We start from the raw sequence: 21,108 nt of genomic DNA, 5'->3' as shown, positions 1-21,108 counted from the left end.
CACCGGGCCGGTCGGCGGCGGTACCCCGCGAGCGCCGACCGGCCCGGCACGCCGGCTCAGGCCGATCCGGCCGCGGCCCGACGTGCCCGCTCGGCCCGCCGCCGGACCTGCTGGTAGGCGGCGGTCAGGCCCATGGCCCGGCGGACCTCGACCAGGGTGGCCCGAACCCGTTCCCGGGTTCGCTCGGTGCCCTCGACGATCACCTGGTCGACGAGCCCGGGTTGCGCCTCGATCCGGGCGCGGCGCTCCCGGATCGGGTCGAGGAACCGGTTCAGCGCGACGGCCAGGGCCTCCTTGACCTCGACGTCGCCGATCCGTCCGGCCCGGTACCGGGCCGCGAACTCCGCGACCTGCGCGCGGTCCGGATTGAACACCGCGTGGTACGCGAACACCGGGTTCCCCTCCACCGTCCCCGGCACGTCGGCCCGGACCCGGTTCGGGTCCGTGTACATCCCCATGACCTTGCGGCGGACCGTGGCCGCGTCGTCGGAGAGCGCGATGGCGTTGCCCCGGGACTTGCTCATCTTCGCCTGGCCGTCGGTGCCGACCAGGGTCGGCGTCTCCGACATGATCAGCTCAGGTACCGGGAAGACCTCCCCGTAGAGGTGGTTGAACCGTCGGGCGATCTCCCGGGTCACCTCGACGTGTGCGGCGTTGTCCTTGCCGACCGGTACCACGTGCGCCCGCACACACAGGATGTCGGCGGCCTGGAGTACGGGGTAGCCGAGGAGACCGTACGGGATCTCGTCGCGTCCGGCGTCCCGGGCCATCTCGCGTACCGACGGCACCCGTTCCAGCCGGGGCACGGTGACCAGGTTCTGCAACAGCGTGTTGAGGTCGCCGACCTCGGGAATGGCCGACTGGAGGTAGAACGTCGCCCGCCCGGGGTCGACGCCGCAGGCGAGGATGTCGGTGACCATCTGCCGGGCGTTGCCGGACACCGCGGCGATGTCGTCCCGGCTGTTGCGGGTGGTCAACATGTGCAGGTCGGCGATGATGAAGTAGCTCTCGTGCCGGTGGTGCAGCGCCACCCGGTTGGCGATGCTGCCGACGTAGTGGCCCAGGTGCAGTCGCCCGGTGGGGCGGTCGCCGGTGAGCATGCGGGGAACGGACATGGTGATACGCCTCTTCTGCCGGAGGAACGTGCGGGGCGCGCGGGTGCGCGACCGACCCGGGCCGTACGGCCACGAGGTCGGGAGGGTCAGCTCGTCAGGACGCGAGCCGCCATCGCCCGCCGGCACGGAACCGCAGCCCGCCGGCACGAAGGAGGTCGAGGGTCCGTTCCCGGCCGAAGCCGCGCCGGAGTGGACCGGGCACCGACGGGCCACCCGGGAGGCCGGTCGCGGCCTCCGGCACGGGGGGAACCGGTCGGGTCATGGTTCCACGGTAGACGGCGGCGGCCGTTTTCGTGGGGTCGCACCGCAGGAGAGCGGGCGCGGGGATACTCGTCGACCATGGTCCTGTCGCGTGGTTGGTCGCTGTTCCTGGTCGGCGTAGGGGTGTGGAGCTGGGTCATCTGGCCCAGGTTCGGGCTCGCCATCTGGAACGACCCGCGCTCCTGGGCCGGTGGCACGGTCGGTGCGGGAGCACCCACCGGATTCCTCTGGATCCACGCCCTGTTGATCGCCGCCTCGCTGGCGATCGGCACCGTCGTCGGGGCGCTCGGAGCCCGGGGATGGCGGGCCGGTCGACAAGCCAAACCGCGCTGAGCTGGCGATTTGACGATCAAACCCGAAACCGCGTAACTTTCTCTCTGCCAGCGCGGAACGGGGCAAACAGGACGAAAGTCCTGAAGGTCAGGTTCCGAGGTTTGGCACCGGATCGCTCGGGGCACGATGTACGAGCGATACGGGAGCGGGCGGGGCTGGTCGGGACGCCGTAGGGCGGATTTGGCCGAGCGAAACCGACCGGGTAGTGTTGTCGACCGGCAGGGCACCGGGCGAGCGTGCGGGAGACCGCAGCGGCCGGTTCTGCCAAATCCGATGATCAAGCGCGGTGTAGGTTGCTGCGTGCGCTCATCGGAGCAAGCCGTGCGAAGCGTGACACACCGGGACACACCGGTTGACACGGGGAAGACGGTGAGGTAACGTAGTAAAAGTGCCAAGCGCGGGAGCGTGAGGCGCGGTGGATGAGATACCTCAGGTCGGGGCTCTGCGGTTGCGGGGTTTCGGGTGGTGTGTGGTTGTTCTTTGAGAACTCAACAGGGTGCTTGATAAGCCAGTGCCAATGATGATTTATACCCCGGGTTGGCTGAATCTTCGGGTTTGGTCGGCTGGGATTCCTTTGGCAACATTTGTTTGTTGTCAGGATGTGCTGTTCGACAAGGTTTTTGTTGGAGAGTTTGATCCTGGCTCAGGACGAACGCTGGCGGCGTGCTTAACACATGCAAGTCGAGCGGAAAGGCCCTTCGGGGTACTCGAGCGGCGAACGGGTGAGTAACACGTGAGTAACCTGCCCTAGGCTTTGGGATAACCCTCGGAAACGGGGGCTAATACCGGATATGACCTTCTTCCGCATGGTGGGGGGTGGAAAGTTTTTCGGCCTGGGATGGGCTCGCGGCCTATCAGCTTGTTGGTGGGGTGATGGCCTACCAAGGCGACGACGGGTAGCCGGCCTGAGAGGGCGACCGGCCACACTGGGACTGAGACACGGCCCAGACTCCTACGGGAGGCAGCAGTGGGGAATATTGCACAATGGGCGGAAGCCTGATGCAGCGACGCCGCGTGAGGGATGACGGCCTTCGGGTTGTAAACCTCTTTCAGCAGGGACGAAGCGCAAGTGACGGTACCTGCAGAAGAAGCACCGGCCAACTACGTGCCAGCAGCCGCGGTAAGACGTAGGGTGCGAGCGTTGTCCGGATTTATTGGGCGTAAAGAGCTCGTAGGCGGCTTGTCGCGTCGACCGTGAAAACTTGGGGCTCAACCCCAAGCCTGCGGTCGATACGGGCAGGCTAGAGTTCGGTAGGGGAGACTGGAATTCCTGGTGTAGCGGTGAAATGCGCAGATATCAGGAGGAACACCGGTGGCGAAGGCGGGTCTCTGGGCCGATACTGACGCTGAGGAGCGAAAGCGTGGGGAGCGAACAGGATTAGATACCCTGGTAGTCCACGCTGTAAACGTTGGGCGCTAGGTGTGGGGGGCCTCTCCGGTTTCCTGTGCCGCAGCTAACGCATTAAGCGCCCCGCCTGGGGAGTACGGCCGCAAGGCTAAAACTCAAAGGAATTGACGGGGGCCCGCACAAGCGGCGGAGCATGCGGATTAATTCGATGCAACGCGAAGAACCTTACCTGGGTTTGACATGGCCGCAAAACTTCCAGAGATGGGAGGTCCTTCGGGGGCGGTCACAGGTGGTGCATGGCTGTCGTCAGCTCGTGTCGTGAGATGTTGGGTTAAGTCCCGCAACGAGCGCAACCCTCGTTCGATGTTGCCAGCGCGTTATGGCGGGGACTCATCGAAGACTGCCGGGGTCAACTCGGAGGAAGGTGGGGATGACGTCAAGTCATCATGCCCCTTATGTCCAGGGCTTCACGCATGCTACAATGGCCGGTACAATGGGTTGCGATGCCGTGAGGTGGAGCGAATCCCAAAAAGCCGGTCTCAGTTCGGATCGGGGTCTGCAACTCGACCCCGTGAAGTCGGAGTCGCTAGTAATCGCAGATCAGCAACGCTGCGGTGAATACGTTCCCGGGCCTTGTACACACCGCCCGTCACGTCACGAAAGTCGGCAACACCCGAAGCCGGTGGCCCAACCCTTGTGGAGGGAGCCGTCGAAGGTGGGGCTGGCGATTGGGACGAAGTCGTAACAAGGTAGCCGTACCGGAAGGTGCGGCTGGATCACCTCCTTTCTAAGGAGCACCATCCAGTGAAAGCTGGTATGGAGCCCGCGGTCCGCAGAGTGTCGGGTCGGGGTGCTCGGATGGCGGAGACACTGGTGAGTTTTTTCTTGGCAACGGCCGTGATGATCTAGTACAGCTACACCTGGTGTGGTGGGAATGGTCGGGTCGGTGCGGCTGGGAAGAGATGGAGAGCACCCTGTTGGGTCCTGAAGGAACAATCCTTGTGGTTGTTTTTTCGGAGCCTTTGGATGAGCGGAAGCTTGTTGAAGGTTGCCAGGCATGGCCTGGCCTTGCATACCGGATTCTGTTCTGCCTGTGGGTGGGGTGGGGTTGCTGGTGTGGGGCTGTTGGGTTGTGGGTTGGTTGTTTGTTGAGAATTGCACAGTGGACGCGAGCATCTTTGTGGTCAAGTTGTCAAGGGCGAACGGTGGATGCCTTGGCACCAGGAGCCGATGAAGGACGTGGGAGGCCGCGATAGGCCTGGGGGAGCTGTCAACCAAGCTGTGATCCCAGGGTGTCCGAATGGGGAAACCTGGCACCAGTCATGTGGTGTCACCTGCATCTGAACACATAGGGTGTATGGGGGGAACGCGGGGAAGTGAAACATCTCAGTACCCGTAGGAAGAGAAAACAATTTAGTGATTCCGTGAGTAGTGGCGAGCGAAAGCGGATGTAGGCTAAACCGGTTGCGTGTGATACCTGTCAGGGGTTGCGTGGTCGGGGTTGTGGGACCCTGCTGGACAAGCTGACACTTGTCCGAGGAGTTATCAAGTCAGTGGCTAGCCGAACAGTCTGGAATGGCTGACCGTAGGCGGTGAGAGTCCGGTAGGTGAAAGTTGCTGACCTTCTGTGGGTGTTCCCGAGTAGCGGCGGACTCCTGAAATCTGCCGTGAATCTGCCAGGACCACCTGGTAAGCCTAAATACTTCCTGGTGACCGATAGCGGACGAGTACCGTGAGGGAATGGTGAAAAGTACCCCGGGAGGGGAGTGAAATAGTACCTGAAACCGTTCGCCTACAATCCGTCGGAGCCTTGCGGGGTGACGGCGTGCCTTTTGAAGAATGAGCCTGCGAGTTAGTGGCATGTGGCGAGGTTAACCCGTGTGGGGTAGCCGTAGCGAAAGCGAGTCTGAAGAGGGCGTTGTAGTCGCATGTTCTAGACCCGAAGCGGAGTGATCTAGCCATGGGCAGGCTGAAGCGCGGGTAAGACCGCGTGGAGGGCCGAACCCACCAACGTTGAAAAGTTGGGGGATGATCTGTGGTTAGGGGTGAAAGGCCAATCAAACTCCGTGATAGCTGGTTCTCCCCGAAATGCATTTAGGTGCAGCGTCGTGTGTTTCTTGCCGGAGGTAGAGCACTGGATGGTCTAGGGGGCCTACAAGCTTACCGAAATCAGCCAAACTCCGAATGCCGGTAAGTGAGAGCGCGGCAGTGAGACTGCGGGGGATAAGCTTCGTAGTCGAGAGGGAAACAGCCCAGATCACCAGCTAAGGCCCCTAAGCGTGTGCTAAGTGGAAAAGGATGTGGGGTCGCATAGACAACCAGGAGGTTGGCTTAGAAGCAGCCATCCTTTAAAGAGTGCGTAATAGCTCACTGGTCAAGTGGTTCCGCGCCGACAATGTAGCGGGGCTCAAGCACACCGCCGAAGCTGTGGCACTCACATGATACTTCGTCAGGCATTTTGGTGTCTGGTGCAGGTGTGTGGGTGGGTAGGGGAGCGTCGTGCCGGGGGTGAAGCAGCGGGGTGACCTAGTTGTGGACGCGGCACGAGTGAGAATGCAGGCATGAGTAGCGAAAGAAGGGTGAGAAACCCTTCCGCCGGATGACCAAGGGTTCCAGGGCCAGGCTAATCCGCCCTGGGTGAGTCGGGACCTAAGGCGAGGCCGAGAGGCGTAGTCGATGGACAACGGGTTGATATTCCCGTACCCGCGAAAGAGCGCCCGTGATGAACCCTGTTGTGCTAACTGTCCGAGCTGTTGGCGGTCTTCGGACCAAGAATGGTGAGCGCAGGAACCTGGTGGGTAGTAGTCAAGCGATGGGGTGACGCAGGAAGGTAGCTGAGCCCGGCCGGTGGTTGTGCCGGGGTAAGCGTGTAGGCCGTGCCGTAGGCAAATCCGCGGTACACAGGGCTGAGACGTGATGCCGAGCCGATTCAGGTGAAGTCAGTGATCCTATGCTGCCGAGAAAAGCCTCTAGCGAGTTCTTAGCGGCCCGTACCCCAAACCGACACAGGTGGTCAGGTAGAGAATACCGAGGCGATCGGGCGAACTGTGGTTAAGGAACTCGGCAAATTGCCCCCGTAACTTAGGGAGAAGGGGGGCCGGAGACGTGAAGCCCCGTGCGGGTGGAGCGTTGTATGGCCGCAGAGAGCAGGGGGAAGCGACTGTTTACTAAAAACACAGGTCCATGCGAAGAAGTAATTCGATGTATATGGACTGACGCCTGCCCGGTGCTGGAACGTTAAGGGGACCTGTTAGCTCCTTTGGGGCGAGGCGGAGAACTTAAGCGCCAGTAAACGGCGGTGGTAACTATAACCATCCTAAGGTAGCGAAATTCCTTGTCGGGTAAGTTCCGACCTGCACGAATGGCGTAACGACTTCCCCACTGTCTCAACCACAGGCCCGGCGAAATTGCAGTACGAGTAAAGATGCTCGTTACGCGCGGCAGGACGGAAAGACCCCGGGACCTTTACTATAGCTTGACATTGGTATCTGAATGGGCTTGTGTAGGATAGGTGGGAGCCGGTGAAACCTGTACGCCAGTATGGGTGGAGGCAATCTTGAAATACCACTCTGGTTGATTTGGGTATCTAACTTCGGACCGTTATCCGGTTCAGGGACAGTGTCTGGTGGGTAGTTTAACTGGGGCGGTTGCCTCCTAAAGGGTAACGGAGGCGCCCAAAGGTTCCCTCAGCCTGGTTGGCAATCAGGTGTTGAGTGCAAGTACACAAGGGAGCTTGACTGTGAGACTGACAGGTCGAGCAGGGACGAAAGTCGGGACTAGTGATCCGGCACTTGCGTGTGGAAGCGGTGTCGCTCAACGGATAAAAGGTACCCCGGGGATAACAGGCTGATCTTCCCCAAGAGTCCATATCGACGGGATGGTTTGGCACCTCGATGTCGGCTCGTCGCATCCTGGGGCTGTAGCAGGTCCCAAGGGTTGGGCTGTTCGCCCATTAAAGCGGTACGCGAGCTGGGTTTAGAACGTCGTGAGACAGTTCGGTCCCTATCCGCCGTGCGCGTAGGATACTTGAGAAGGGCTGTCCCTAGTACGAGAGGACCGGGACGGACGAACCTCTGGTGTGCCAGTTGTCCCGCCAGGGGCACGGCTGGTTAGCTACGTTCGGAAGGGATAACCGCTGAAAGCATCTAAGCGGGAAGCCTGCTTCAAGATGAGGTATCCCATCCACCTTTGGTGGGGTAAGGCCCCCAGCTAGACGACTGGGTTGATAGGCCGGAAATGTAAGCTCGGTAACGGGTTCAGTTGACCGGTACTAATAGGCCGAGGACTTGACTACGAAGCTGCTACGCGTCCACTGTGCAACTCTGAACAAATACCAGACAACCCCCCACACCGGGTGAGTGGTCACGGGTGTGGGTGTGTGTGTTGTTTGATATGTTCATAAGGTTACGGCGGTCATGGCGGAGGGGAAACGCCCGGTTACATTCCGAACCCGGAAGCTAAGCCCTCCAGCGCCGATGGTACTGCACTCGGGAGGGTGTGGGAGAGTAGGACACCGCCGGACAATCATTGTGGAATGCCCACCCCTTATGGGGGTGGGCATTCTGCATTTCCGGCCGGCTATCCGACACCGACCCGCCATGAACCGGCGGGGTCCACGTATCCCGGTCGCGAGTCGCACCGCCATGCCGTGGATACGCCCGGCGTCGAGGCACCCGGCTAATCACCCACCCCGCTGGCCCGCCACCAACCAACGCGCCGCCAGCCAGCCCCGCCAGCGCACCAGCCCGGCGCACCGCTAACCCGCCCGCCAACCAGCGCCCAGCCAGTCCGCAGTTCCACCAGCCCGGCACCCGGCCGCCCATGCCAGCTCGCCCTGCCAGCCCGCGTTCGGTGAACCGCCCCGGGCAGCGGCCGTCACCTCGTACCGTCGATGCGGTACCGGTTTTTCCCGGCGTCCTCGCACCGTCCGGCGAAACGTGACGTGGGGTATGCCTCGTCCGCAATCGGAGCGGACCAGGCGGGGTACCTGCTGAGCGGAGAACCGGAACTGACCGTCGGAAGCGGCGGAGGCAGGAGTGGTCATGAAGATCGGAATCATCGGCTCGGGGCACATCGGCGGCACCCTCACCCGGCGGCTGCGGTCCCTCGGGCACGACGTCACCGTCACGAACTCGCGGGGGCCGGCCAGCCTGACCGACCTGGCCCAGGAGACCGGGGCGGTCGCCGGCACCCTGGAGCAGGCCGTCCAGGACGCGGAGCTGGTGGTGGTGGCGGTTCCGCTGCTCGTGGTGCCCGAGCTGCCGGCCCCGCTCTTCGACGGCAAGATCGTCGTGGACGCCGACAACTACTACCCGCAGCGCGACGGCGACATCGCCGAGCTGCTCGACCGCAGCCTCACCTCCAGCCGGTGGACGGCCGACCACCTCAAGGGTGCCCGGGTGGTGAAGACCTTCAACAACATCCAGGCCGCGCACCTGATGGACCGGGGGCGGCCCGCCGGTGCCGGCGACCGGATCGCGTTGCCGGTGGCGGGTGACGACGCCGAGGCCAAGCAGCTGGTCATGCAGCTCGTCGACGCGCTGGGCTTCGACCCGGTGGACGCGGGCACCCTCGACGAGAGTTGGCGGCAGCAGCCCGACACCCCCGTCTACGGCACCGACCGGGACGCCGAGGGGGTCCGTCAGGGACTCGCCGAGGCCCGCCCCTGACGCAACCCACAACCACCCCGACCGCCGCAGGGCGTCGGAATCCCGCCCGCGGCACCACCGGGCGTACCCGGAGAGCACGGAGCCCCGTCGGCGATCGGCCGGCGGGGCTCACGCGTGCGTCGGGACTCGGGGCGGGGCCGACCCCGGGTCGTGGCGGTCGGGTTCAGGAGGGTTTGGGACCGCAGACGAAGTTGGGTTCCGGGTCGTACGTCCAGCTGAACTTCTCCCGCTTGACGACCTTGCCGTCCTTCTTGATGACCCGGTAGGCGTCCTGGCTGAAACCGTTGCTGCCGGCGGCGGCGATGCACGTCGGGCCGGCCTCCAGGTGGACGGTCTTCGGCGCGGTGATGTTACGGCGTGGGCCGTACTCGGTCTTGACGCTGTCGTAGATCTTCGTGCTCCACATCGACACGGTGATCGTGTCCGAGGTGTACGCGGTGTCGATCAGCACCCCGTGCGGGGTGTTGTTGCGGAACTTGAAGTCCAGGTCCGGCCAGAAGATGGTCGACTCGATCACCGCCGGGTAGCGGCTGAAGTAGAACGAGTGCGGCTTGTGCTCGACGTCCTGGAGACCGGCGTAGTAGCTGGCGTTGAAGAGCGTGGTGGTGAACTGCGAGACGCCGCCGCCCACCCCGGGCACCAGCTTGCCGCCGACGATCACCGGGGCGTCCTTGTAGCCCTGGGCGTAGCCGCGCTCGCCGGTGTGCGCGTTGAGCGAGAAGGTCTCCCCCGGCTGCACGATCGTGCCGTCCACGTCCTTCGCGGCCTGGATGATGTTCTGGCTGCGCGGCGAGGAGAGCCCGCCGGGGAACTTGGTGGAGAAGGTGGAGACCCGTTCCTTGATGCCCAACTCGGCGAGCTTCGCCTCGGTCAGCTCCGGCTCGGCCGCCTTCAGCTCCCCGGTGACCGTCCGGCCGTCCGTCTTCGGCAGCACCGCGAGCAGGTCCCGGCCGAGGGCCGCCGAGTCGAGCTGCTGCCCGGCCCGGCCCGGCACCACCTTCGGCTTGCCACCGGAGATGGTCAGGCCGGCGTCCTTCGGCGTGGACTCGATCGCGGCCAGCTTGCTGCCGAGCGCCGTCCGGAGCCGCTTCACGTCGATCTTCGGGGTCAGCTTCCCCTCGTCGTCGGCCGAGAAGCGCAGCGCGCGGGCGATCGCCGCCGGCGGGACGCTGACCGACCCCTTGCTGGAGGTGATCGTGACCGGAGCGGCGACAGCCGGCTTCGCCAGCTCGGCGACCATCCGGTCCACCTCCTCCCGGGTGGTCGCGGGGTTCTTCTCCACCACCGGCACGGTCACCGGCTGCCCGGCCAGCCAACCCGCGCGGACCACCCGGGCGGACTGCTCCGCGTCCAGCGTCAGGCTCGGCTTCGGGTAGACCGGTTTCGGGGTGGTGTCGGTGAAGATGATCGCCGGCATCGTCATGTCCCGCCCCTGGCTGCCGAGGACCGTCCGTAGCGCCGCGTCCAGCTTGGCGGCGTCCACGGTCACCACCGGCTCGACCGACCGGGAGCCGAACAGCCGGTCCACCGGGTGCGCCTGCGCGGAGGTGGCGGCGGCGACGGTGGCGTCCACGTCCACGGCCAGGCCGACGTCGGCGGGGTTGATCTCCGCCCGGTTCTCGCCCACCAGCACGGTCAGCGGGGCGTTCAACGCACCGGCCCGCTTCTCCAGCTCGGCCCGGAGTTCCTTCGCCGCCTCGGTGCGGCTGCGACCCCCCAGCTCGGTGCCGAGCACGCTGGTGCCGCGGGGGACGTCCCCGGCGTACGCCCAGGCGCCCGTGCCCACCATCCCGGCCAGCACCGCGGCGGTCACCCCACCGGCGAGCAGCACCCGCCCGCGTCGCCACCACGGCCTGCCGCCGGCTGGGCCGGGCGAGCCCGCGGCCCCGCCGGCCGTGGTGGGCTCCTCCTCGCCCGGCCAGCTCACCGCGGTGACCTGCACCGTGGGGCGGTCGTCGGAGACCTGGTTGTCGCCGTACAGCGTCACAGCCACCTCGATCGGACGTACCACGCGGGGGGTTGCGGCCCCCGGGGACACCTACGGTAGCCAACCGGACGGTCAGCCGACAGCGTGCGTCCGGCCATCCTCACCACCGCGTGTCGTCGCCGGTCACACGGTGTATGGCTGTTCGTGGCACGGTGTCCGGGTGGAGGGACCTGGCTGGCCGGCACGGGCGTGCGGGCGAGCCGTACGGGCGGTGGTGCCGTGCGGTGGGACACGGCCGGCCGTGTGTCATGAGGCCGGGCGCGCCGAAGCCGGCCGATGCAGCGCTCCGTGGTTGAGGCGGCACGGTCCGGCGTGCTCCTGGCGGATTCCGACAGCGCTGGCGGACGTGTTCACGAAGCGCACCGGTCGGTAAACGGTCTGCTGACCAGGGCATCCCTGCCTCGTTGTCGATCGGCCGTTGGTGCGGAAATGACGACCGCTGCGCGTCTGGTCGATCCGCCGGGCTCTGCCATGCTCGTGATCATGAATATCCACGGGGGATCTTCGTCTGTTGCCATGCTCACAAGACGCTGGCAGGCGGCGATCACAGCGGTACTGATCATGCTCGGTCTGGCCTATCAGGCCGAGCCGGCCCGAGCGGCGGTCACGACCATGACAGCGGCACAACTCAACACGGCGTTCAACGTCTACGGAGATGCCGGCAACCACTGGACCGGCGCCGACGGCACCACCTCGGTGGCCCTGCCGGACGGCCGGGTGATCTGGCTCTTCTCCGACACCTTCCTCGGTACGGTCAACACCGACGGCAGCCGTCCCGCCAACTCTCCGATGATCAACAATTCGGCGATCGTGCAGAGCGGCACCTCGCTCGGCGCGACCCTGACCGGCGGCAGCGCGGCCGCACCCACCGCGCTGGTCGTACCGGCACAGTCCGGAGAGTTCTTCTGGGTGGGGGACGCGGTCGTCGAGTCCGGCGAACTGCGGGTCATCTACAACCGCTACCGGCGCAGTGGCACCGGCGTCCTCGACTTCACCCTGACCGGGGTGTCGCTGGCCAGGTTCGCCCTCCCCGCCCTCACCCTGACCGCGGTGACCGACCTGCCGGTCGGCTCGGACGTCAACTGGGGCGCGGCGATCACGCCGGACGGGGCGTACACCTACATCTACGGCACCTCGACCGCCCCCGGGCGCATGAAGTTCGGCCATGTCGCCCGGGTCAGCACCGGGGCGCTCGACGGCCCCTGGCAGTTCTGGACCGGCACCGCCTGGTCGGCGGACCGCACCACCGTCGCGCGGCTGCTCAGCGGGGTCGGCACCAGCTACTCGGTGCAGAAGGTGGGCAGTGAGTACGTCCTGGTCACCCACGAGAACAACCTGCTCTTCGACCCGCAGATCGTGGCCTACCGGGCCACCTCACCGACCGGCCCGTGGACCGGGCCGGTCCCGCTGTACCAGGCGCCGGAGATCACCGCCGGCGGGAAGAAGATCGTCTACGACGCGCGGCTGCACCCCGAACTCGCGACCACCGGCAAGCTGCTGATCTCGTACAACGTCAACAGCCTGGAGTTCGCGGACACGTTCGCCGACGCCCGGCTCTACCGGCCCCGGTTCGTGGACGTCAGCTGGCCCCCACCGTCGCCCGGCACCGGGCTGCCGGCCGCACCGACCGGTCTCACCGTTACCGGGCAGGACGACCACGCCGACCTGACCTGGGCGGCGGCCAGCGGAGTCACCTCCTACCGGGTCTACCAGCGGGACGTGACCGGCGGTCAGACCCACTTCGCCCGGCACGCGACCACCGCGACCACCACCAGCCGCCGCGCCGGGCTGCTCATACCCGGGCACCGTTACGAGTTCAAGGTGGCCGGGGTGAACAACGCCGGGGAAGGACCGACCGGTGCGACCGTCTCGGTCACCCCGCAGAGCAGCCTGCCGGTGGCCGACGCGGTCCGGGGCGCCAACCGGGCCGACTCCGTCCCGGGCAGCTACCTGGTCCGGCTCAAGGAGGGCGCTGCCCAGCCGGAACGGGTGGCCAGCTACGCCGCGCAACTCGTCGCGCAGGCCGGCGGCACCCTGGGGCCGGTGCTGCCCCGCACGCTGCGCGGCTTCGGTGCGACGCTGACCCAGGCCCAGGCGGTGAACCTGGCCGCCCACCCGGACGTGCTGGACGTCGAGCAGAACGCCACCTACCGGGCCAGTGGCGAACAGGCCAATCCCTACTGGCACCTGGACCGGATCGACCAGCGGGAGGCGACTCCGGACAAGAAGTACGTCTATCCGAACGACGGAGCGGTGCGGGCGTACGTGGTCGACTCCGGGATCCGGGCGACCCACGAGGAGTTCGGCGGCCGGGTGGACACCGGCTTCAACGCCTTCGACGGAAGCACCAGTACGCCGGACTGCGGTCAAGGGCACGGGACGGCGGTGGCCAGTCTGCTCGGCGGGACCGACTACGGTGCGGCGAAGGCGGCAGGGCTGGTGCCGGTCAAGGTCTTCACCTGCACCACCACCGGTGAGACCGTCTCCGACACCCTCACCATCGTGCGGGGGATCGACTGGGCGATGGGGGACGCCGAAGACCACCGGCCGGCGGTGATGAACCTCAGCCTCACCAGTGACGCCGGCCACCCCTACGCGGACAGTCTCGACCACGCCACCAGGGCGGCGGCGGGCTCCGGCATCGTGGTCGTCGCCGCAGCAGGTAACCAGGGCGGAGACGCCTGCGACTACTCCCCGGCCCGGACCGGGAAGGACTCGGCGGTCATCACCGTCGGCGCCAGCGACCTGGACGACTCCCGGCTCTCCACCACCCAAGTGACCAGCAACCTCGGGCAGTGTGTCAACCTCTTCGCGCCGGGGGCGGACATCGTGGGAGCCGGGATCGGCGACGACCTGGACGTCTCGTACAGCTTCGGCACCTCGATGGCGGCGCCCCTGGTCGCCGGTGCCGCCGCGATGCTGCTCCACGCCCACCCCGACTACAGCCCGGCCGACGTGAAGACGGCCCTGACCCGGGCGGCCACCGCCGGCAAGCTGTCCAACATCGGCACCTCGCCCAACCTGTTGCTCTATGTGGAACGGCCGCCGACGGTCGCGCCGGCCAACCTCACCGCCACCGCCCGCGACGATGGCACCATCGCCCTGGACTGGGCACCGGTCGCCGACCAGAATCTGCACTACCTGGTCTCCCAGCGTGATGTCACCGCCGGGGAACCCGCCGCCACCCGCTGGCCGTCACCGGTCTTCGACGCCACCGACGCCGTCGCCCGCAACCTGATCGAGGGGCACCGGTACGAGTTCACCGTGGCGGCGGCGAACAGCGCCGGCACCGGGCCGGAGTCGAACGTCGCCGCCGCGACCACCCATCTGGCGGTGCCGGCGGCACCCACCGGCCTGGTGGCGTCCCCACAGGCCGACGGCTCGATCAGCCTGACCTGGAACTCTCTCGGCACCGACGTCTCGTACTGGGTCCACCAGCGGGACGTGACCACCGGCGAGACCGATTTCACCCGGCTCGACCTGCCGGTCACCGACTGCTGCACCCACACCGCCGGGTACCTCCTGCACGGGCACCAGTACGAGTTCAAGGTCAGTGGGCTCAACGCGGGCGGGGAGGGGCCGACCTCGACCCCGGCACGCGCGACCTCGACCTATCCGAAGCCGGCCCCACCGACCGGGCTGACCGCGGCCCCCGGTGCCGCCCAGGTGGTGCTGAACTGGACGGCGAGCACCACACCCAACGTCTGGTACCTGGTCAGACAGCGGGACGTCACCGCCGGGGAGACCGATTTCACCACCCTGGAGCTGCCGGTCACCACCTGCTGCACGTTCACCGCCGGCCTGCTGGCCAACGGGCACACCTACGAGTTCACGGTGACCACGACCGGCCAGGGCGGGGAGTCGACACCGTCCAACCTGGCAACCGCCAAGCCGATGCCACCCCTGCCCCCTCAGGTCACCGGTCTGACCGCGACGCCCCGGTCCGACGGCGGGATCACCCTCACCTGGGCCGCACCGGCCGGCGGCGACTTCTTCTACGACGTCTACCAGCGGGACGTCAGCGCCGGACAGGGCTTCAGCAAACTACCGCTGCCGATCACGACCTGCTGCACGATGACCGCCGGCCTGCTGGTCCACCAGCACGTGTACGAGTTCAAGGTGGCGGCCACCAACGCGGCCGGCGCCGGGCCGCAGTCGACGGTGGCCAGCGCCACCTCCCGCTACACCGTGCCGGGCGCTCCGGCGAACCTGCGCGGGACCACCGGCGGGGACGGCACCGTCGATCTCGACTGGGACGCGCCGGGACCGGCGAGCAACCTCTACTGGATCTACCGGCGGGACGTCACGGCGGGGGAGGCGTTCGTCAGGCTGCCGTACCCGACCGAGGACACCCACGCCTCCATCGGCCTGCTGGTGCACAACCATGTGTACGAGTTCAGGGTGGCGGCGGAGAACCAGGGCGGCCAGGGGCCGAACTCGAACACCGTGCAGGTGACGGCCAAGGGCGGGCTGCCGGGTGCGCCGAGCGGGCTGACCGCCGGCGCGGGGGACGGGAAGGTGACCCTGAGCTGGACAGCCAGCGCGACGTCCGGGGTCAGCTATCAGGTCTACCAGCGGGACAGGACGCAGGGGCAGTCCTGGCAGAAGCTGCCGCTGCCGGTGACGGGCACCTCGTTGACGGCAAACTATCTGGTCAACGGGCACACCTACGAATTCAAGGTCGCCGCCTCGAACGTGTCGGGGGACAGCGTCGCGTCGAACGTGGCGAGTGCGCGGCCGATGCCGCCGATGCCGCAGGCGCCGACGGGTCTCACGGCGACGGCTGGCGATGCGAAGGTGACCCTGCGGTGGACGGCGAGTCCGACGGCGAACGTGTCGTACTGGATCGAGTCGCGGGCCAGGGGTGGTAGCTGGACGACGCTGCCGGTGGCGGTGGGGTGTTGTGCGTACACGGTGAACCTGTTGTTCAACGGCACGACGTACGAGTTCCGGGTGCGGGCGACGAACCTCAGCGGCGACTCACCGGCCTCGAACGTGGCGAGTGCGCGGCCGATGCCGCCGACGCCGCAGGCGCCGACGGGTCTCACGGCGACGGCTGGCGATGCGAAGGTGACCCTGCGGTGGACGGCGAGTCCGACGGCGAACGTGTCGTACTGGATCGAGTCGCGGGCCAGGGGTGGTAGCTGGACGACGCTGCCGGTGGCGGTGGGGTGTTGTGCGTACACGGTGAACCTGTTGTTCAACGGCACGACGTACGAGTTCCGGGTGCGGGCGACGAACCTCAGCGGCGACTCACCGGCCTCCAGCGTGGTGAGTGCGCGGCCGTGGCCGCCGCTCCCACAGGCCCCTACCACCCTGAAGGCCACGGTGGGGCAGAACTCGGTCCTCCTGACCTGGCTGGCCAGTCCGTCGCCGCGGGTCACCTACCGGGTGTACATGCGGAACGTCACCCGGGGCGCGGGATGGGGCACCGAAGCCGCCTACCTGACCGGCACCTCGGCCCACGTGCCGATGCTGACCGGCGGGAACCGGTACGAGTTCAAGGTCGTGGCGGAGAACGTCGCCGGCCAGAGCAGCGCCACCAACACCGTCAGCGTCCGGGTGCACCATGTCTTCGCCACCGTCACCTGCACGGACTACTACGTCCCGATCAAGGACGTCCCGGTCGGCTGGACGTCGGTGAAGTCCAGTGCGCTCGGTGTGGCGGGCGGGGAGAACCAGCGGATCAGGGTGCAGCTCCGGGTCTGGAAGAACGATGTGCTGTGGACCTGGTCGGACTACTGGGTGACGACCGGGAGCGACGGATCCTGGGGTGTGCCGGTGAACGAGCACGAGAGTAACGGGGTCGCCGACTACGACCTCTTCGCCAGCGTCTACGGCCCGAACGGTGAGGACTGGGGCCGTGCCAGCGACTCCGACCACTGCGACGGGGGACAAGGCTAGGAGTGCCGGTTCCGGTGCCGGCCGGCGGTTCGCGGAGGACCGTCGGCCGGCACCGGGTCCTTCCTGCGCCAGGCCCGGCGGCTGCGTGTGCGGCGTGACGACCGGTGCCGCTGTGCGCCACGATCGTCACCCACAGACAACCCTCAGGTCAGCGTTATCAAAAGGTGATGTTTGTGGGCGTGTGTCTACCCAGGGTGGCGGGATCGAGTTCGGCCGCTGCGTTCTGGGCGAATTGAGGGAGCTTGCCGGCTCGTCGATGTTAACCGTCGGTAACATTCGGACATCCCCAAGATTTTTGCCCGTTACCCGCCGGTAGCAAGGGGTCTTGTGAGGTAGGTCGCTTCGCGGGAACATCCAATCCGCGTACTGCACGCGACCACCCCCGGTGGCAGCCTGCACGCGGCCACCGGACCGGTGGCAACCGCAGCACCCTCCACCTCTTCCCGAACCGCGACCGCGTTCGGTGCTGACCCCTCGTCAAGGAGAACCCCGTGAGTGAAACGGAAGGCCGCCAGCACGGCGGCGGGACACGGTGGCGTCGCTTCGCCGCGATGATGGTGCCGGCCACCGCGGTGGCCGGGGCGATCGTCTTCGGCATGTCCAACGGCGCGATCGCCGCGTCGTTCGCCGTCTCCGGACAGACCTTCAAGGTCGGTGCCACCAAACTGGAGGGCACCGGCTTCAAGCAGTACGGCGGCTTCGTGAAGGAGAAGGACGGGACCGCGCACCCGGTGGCCGTCTCCGAGATCACCAACGCCAAGCTCTACGACCTCTGCCAGTCGGTGAAGGTGCCGGACATGCCGATCGTGCTCACCATCAACGCCGGTGGCGACGGCAAGCCGGCGACCGCCGAGGGCCTGCTCATCGACATGGACTCGCTCGGTGGTGACGCGGAGTTCACCAACATCAAGATCGGCCGGGACGCCACCGACCTGAACGCCGGGGCCACGCCGAAGTCCTTCGGCCAGAGCGCCGACAAGGTCGTCATCAAGGACCTGGAGCAGGTGGCCCGCTCCACCAGCGCCGGTGTCTTCACCCTCAACGGCCTCAAGTTGAAGATCAACGTGGGGGCCGCCGCCAAGGAGTGCTTCTGAGCTGAGGACCGGGCCCGTGGCGGCCACCCGCGACGGGCCCCGGCCCGGTACCACCCACGTCAGCATCGCCAGGAGGACACGTGACATCCGCCCACCAGCGGCCCGCCCCACAGAGCCGGATCGGCCAGGCCTGGCGCGCCTTCCGCCGGTGGCGGCGGTCGCGGCCGTTCTGGGGCGGCCTCCTCACCGCGCTGGCCGGTCTGGAGATCTTCGCCACCACCCAGATGAGTCTCGGTGGTCTGACCTTCCAGATGGGGCCGACCGGCTTCCTGTCCTGGCTGATCCCGGTCATCCTGGTCACCTGCGGGATGCTGATGTGGTTCACCCCGCAGCAGCGCCTCTTCTACGCCGTCATCGCGGCGGTGACGGCAGTCTATTCGCTGATCGGGGTCAACCTCGGCGGGTTCTTCATCGGGCTGCTCCTGGGCATGGTGGGAAGCGCGCTGGGCTTCGCCTGGGTTCCGGCCCGCACCCCGGCATCCCCACCCGCCGGGAACGGCACCGCGGCGGGCGAGGAAGCGGCGGCGGAGGAGGACACGGCCGAGGCGGAGCCCCTCGTCGACGAGCTGATGCCGCCGTGGCAGGAGGAGCACACCACCGGTCCACTGACCGACACGCTGCCCCCACCGCGCAATCCGCTCCGGGAGCCGGTCCGGGGTGACCGGGCGGGAGCCGCCGACACCACGCGGATCCTGCCGACCGTCGACCCGGGCGCTGGCCCCTACCGCCCGGACCATCGAGACCCGCGGTCGTACGCGATCCTGCTGGTGCTGACCATCACCGCCATGGCCGCGCTGCTCGCGGCCCGGGGAGCGCAGCCGGCGCTCGCGGAGCCGGCCTGCCCTGGGCCGACGAAGACCGCGACCGCACCCTCCGCACGTCCGTCCGTCCCGGCCGGTCCCAGCCCCACGCCGTCCGCGACGCCCGACGGCAACCTGCTCACCGACATCCTCGACGGCATCACCGACCTGTTCACCGGCGACGACGACACCGCGCCGGCGGCGGCGTCCCCCACGCCCGAGCCCAGCGCCAGCAGGGCGGTCATCGGTTCCGGGGTCCGGCCCGGGCCGAGCGCGACCGCAACGGCCACCGGGTCCACCCCACCGTCCCCGACGGCGTCCGCCCGGCCCGGCCGGGGAACCTGCGGGAAGCCGGTGCCGCGCGCGGCCAAGCGGGTCGAGGTCGGCAAGCCCCTGCCGAGGATCGCCCCCGAGCAGGGGCAGCCGACGGTGGCCCGGCAGCCGTCCAAGCTGACCGGCACCAAGGTCACCATGACCGGGCTGCGGTTCGAGGGGATCGTCGACCTGCCGACCGCGGACGGCACGCTGACGACGCTGAAGTTCAGCATGGCCAAGGCGGTCACCGCCGACTTCACGCTGCTCGCCGACGGGCCGGCGGGCCGCCACCAGCGGTACGTCACCGACGAGCTGACGGTACGGGGCGACGTCGCGTTCTACGCCACCCGGTTCGTCGGCAAGCTGCTCGGCATCACGATCACGCTGACTCCGGACCTGCCGTTTCCCGACGGCATCCCGATCACCTCACCGGTCCCGATCACCTTCACCGACCCGGTGATCGACCTGGCCTTCGTCGAGTCCGACGCGCTGACCGCCCGACCCGCACTGGACCTGAGCCTCTCCTGACCTCACTCCACCCCCGGGTGCGTCGGGGGCGGGCATCCGCCCGCCCCCGACCACTGATCCCGAGCCGCCTCAGAGGCGGGCCAGCGCCCGGCGCAGCGGGTCGAGCCCGAGCGCGCCCAGGTCGAGCGCCTGCCGGTGGAACTCCCTGAGGTCGAAGTCGGCACCCCGGCGGGCCTTCGCGTCCTCCCGGGCCTGCAGCCAGATCCGCTCGCCCACCTTGTACGACGGCGCCTGCCCCGGCCAGCCCAGGTAGCGGTTCAGCTCGAACCGCAGGTTCTCCTCCGGCACCCGGCAGTGTGCCCGCATGAACTCCCAGCCCAGTTCCGGCGTCCAGCGCTCGCCCGGGTGGAACCCGAACGGGTTGTCCCTCGGGATCTCCAGCTCCAGGTGCATGCCGATGTCGACGATCACCCGGGCCGCCCGGAACGCCTGCCCGTCGAGCATGCCGAGCTTGTCGCCCGGGTCCTCCAGGTAGCCCAGATCGTCCATCAGCCGCTCCGAGTAGAGCGCCCATCCCTCGCCGTGGCCGGACACCCAGCACAGCAGCCGCTGCCAGCGGTTGAGCAGCTCCGCCCGGACGGCGGTCTGGGCGACCTGGAGGTGGTGGCCGGGGACACCCTCGTGGTAGACCGTGGTCACCTCGCGCCAGGTGGAGAAGTCGGTGACCCCCTGCGGCACCGCCCACCACATCCGGCCCGGCCGGGAGAAGTCCTCGCTCGGCCCGGTGTAGTAGATCGCCCCGTCACTGGTCGGGGCGAGGCAGCACTCGATCCGACGGACCTGCTCGGGGATGTCGAAGTGGGTGCCGTGCAGCTCGCCGATCGCCTTGTCGGCCAGCGCCTGCATCCAGTCCCGGAACGCCTCCTTGCCCTGGATGGTCCGGGCCGGGTCGGCGTCCAGCACGGCCACCGCCTCGTCGACGCTGGCGCCCGGCCCGGCGATCCGCCCGGCGACCGTCCGCATCTCGGCCTCCAGCCGGGCCAGCTCCGCGAAGCCCCAGGCGTACGTCTCGTCCAGGTCGACCTTGGCACCGAGGAAGTACTGCGAGGCCAGTTCGTACCGTTCCCGGCCGGCGGCCTGCTTGTCCCGCCCCCGGGGGACCAGTTCGGTGCGCAGGAACTGGGCGAACTCCGCGGTCGCCGCGGTCGCCGCCGCCGCACCCCGGCGCAGCTCGGCGCCGAGCGTGCCGTCGGCGTCCAGCCGCTGCACCAAGCCGTGAAAGAAGTTGTCGCCGTGCGGGTCGGTCCAGGTGTCGCACTGCTTGGCCACCTCGGTCAGCTGCACCTTGGAGCTGACCCGGCCGGTGGCGGCGGCCTCGCGCAGCGTGGTCTTGTAGCCCTCCAGCGCGCCGGCGAAGCGGTTGAGCCGTGCGGCGACGTCGGCCCGCTCCTGCTCACTCCCGGTGGGCATCAGGTCGAAGACCAGGCGGATCTCGTGCAGGCCGCTGGCGATGACGTTCACCTCGCTGGTCAGCTCGCCCGCGTCGTGCCGGGCCAGCTCCAGGCCGAGGCGTTCCTGCATGGCCTCCTTGGCGGTCCGTTCCGCCTCGGACTCCGGCGCGGTGACGTCCAGCTCGGCGAGGGTACGGCGGGTCAGCTCGGCCCGTGCCTCGTAGCCGGCGGGGGAGAGGTCGTCGAGCTGGTCGTCGTAGCCGGTGATGCCGACGTAGGTGGCGCCGGTCGGGCTCAGCGGTGCCCAGTCGGCCACGTACCGGTTCGCGAGGTCATCGATTCGTCCCACGATGCGACCCTACG

8 protein-coding genes and 3 rRNA genes are annotated in these 21,108 nt (G+C 67.6%); 8 read left to right on the top strand and 3 right to left on the bottom strand.

The features are described from left to right. Nucleotides 1–56: 56 nt before the first annotated feature. Nucleotides 57–1,115 (bottom strand): tryptophan--tRNA ligase, encoded by a 1,059-nt coding sequence (gene trpS, locus O7625_RS05610; RefSeq protein ID WP_282344812.1) that lies wholly within the window; start codon nucleotides 1,113–1,115, stop codon nucleotides 57–59. A gap of 339 nt (nucleotides 1,116–1,454) precedes the next feature. Between trpS and O7625_RS05605 the strand changes: the two genes are divergently transcribed. The 5 genes from O7625_RS05605 to O7625_RS05585 all read left to right on the top strand — a co-directional run bounded on the left by O7625_RS05605 (nucleotide 1,455) and on the right by O7625_RS05585 (nucleotide 8,726). Next, nucleotides 1,455–1,709, top strand: a complete 255-nt coding sequence (locus O7625_RS05605) for a hypothetical protein (protein WP_282344811.1) — start codon at nucleotides 1,455–1,457, stop codon at nucleotides 1,707–1,709. Between the two features lie 620 nt (nucleotides 1,710–2,329). Beyond that, nucleotides 2,330–3,844: ribosomal RNA gene (locus tag O7625_RS05600) — 16S ribosomal RNA — on the top strand. A gap of 395 nt (nucleotides 3,845–4,239) precedes the next feature. Continuing rightward, nucleotides 4,240–7,351, top strand: a 23S ribosomal RNA gene (locus tag O7625_RS05595). Between the two features lie 111 nt (nucleotides 7,352–7,462). Continuing rightward, nucleotides 7,463–7,579 (top strand): 5S ribosomal RNA (gene rrf / locus O7625_RS05590). The 16S, 23S and 5S rRNA genes sit together here, the layout of an rRNA operon. Before the next feature lie 520 nt (nucleotides 7,580–8,099). Further along, nucleotides 8,100–8,726 carry an NAD(P)-binding domain-containing protein gene (locus O7625_RS05585; protein ID WP_067314953.1) on the top strand — a complete coding sequence of 209 codons (627 nt, stop codon included), beginning with the start codon at nucleotides 8,100–8,102 and terminating at the stop codon, nucleotides 8,724–8,726. Nucleotides 8,727–8,889: 163 nt separating this feature from the next. On the opposite strand, the gene O7625_RS05580 is transcribed toward O7625_RS05585, so the two are convergent. Further along, nucleotides 8,890–10,719, bottom strand: a complete 1,830-nt coding sequence (locus tag O7625_RS05580) for a VanW family protein (protein ID WP_282344806.1) — start codon at nucleotides 10,717–10,719, stop codon at nucleotides 8,890–8,892. Between the two features lie 510 nt (nucleotides 10,720–11,229). On the opposite strand from O7625_RS05580, the gene O7625_RS05575 reads away from it, so the two are divergent. From O7625_RS05575 to O7625_RS05565, 3 genes are all read left to right on the top strand, one after another. Then, nucleotides 11,230–16,617, top strand: a complete 5,388-nt coding sequence (locus O7625_RS05575) for a fibronectin type III domain-containing protein (protein WP_282344804.1) — start codon at nucleotides 11,230–11,232, stop codon at nucleotides 16,615–16,617. 551 nt (nucleotides 16,618–17,168) lie between these two features. Next, nucleotides 17,169–17,711 (top strand): DUF6230 family protein, encoded by a 543-nt coding sequence (locus tag O7625_RS05570; RefSeq protein ID WP_084261376.1) that lies wholly within the window; start codon nucleotides 17,169–17,171, stop codon nucleotides 17,709–17,711. A gap of 80 nt (nucleotides 17,712–17,791) precedes the next feature. Continuing rightward, a complete protein-coding gene (locus O7625_RS05565) occupies nucleotides 17,792–19,354 on the top strand; it encodes a DUF6114 domain-containing protein (protein WP_282344802.1) in 1,563 nt (520 codons plus the stop codon). Nucleotides 19,355–19,423: 69 nt separating this feature from the next. Here the strand turns inward: O7625_RS05565 and O7625_RS05560 are convergent, their stop codons facing one another. Further along, a complete protein-coding gene (locus O7625_RS05560; RefSeq protein WP_282344801.1) occupies nucleotides 19,424–21,094 on the bottom strand; it encodes a DUF885 domain-containing protein in 1,671 nt (556 codons plus the stop codon). Nucleotides 21,095–21,108 lie beyond the last annotated feature (14 nt).

This window comes from Micromonospora sp. WMMD714 (genome assembly GCF_029581315.1).
Lineage (GTDB): Bacteria > Actinomycetota > Actinomycetes > Mycobacteriales > Micromonosporaceae > Micromonospora > Micromonospora rifamycinica.
The sequence above is the reverse complement of the archived record's forward strand: the minus strand, read 5'-3'. Positions and strand labels throughout refer to the sequence as shown.

Excerpts from the sequence above, each read along its gene's own strand:
- O7625_RS05605 (WP_282344811.1), top strand. The coding sequence starts at position 1,455 with ATGGTCCTGTCGCGTGGTTGGTCGCTGTTCCTGGTCGGCGTAGGGGTG.
- O7625_RS05575 (WP_282344804.1), top strand. The coding sequence starts at position 11,230 with ATGCTCACAAGACGCTGGCAGGCGGCGATCACAGCGGTACTGATCATG.
- trpS (WP_282344812.1), bottom strand. The coding sequence starts at position 1,115 with ATGTCCGTTCCCCGCATGCTCACCGGCGACCGCCCCACCGGGCGACTG.
- O7625_RS05570 (WP_084261376.1), top strand. The coding sequence starts at position 17,169 with ATGATGGTGCCGGCCACCGCGGTGGCCGGGGCGATCGTCTTCGGCATG.
- O7625_RS05585 (WP_067314953.1), top strand. The coding sequence starts at position 8,100 with ATGAAGATCGGAATCATCGGCTCGGGGCACATCGGCGGCACCCTCACC.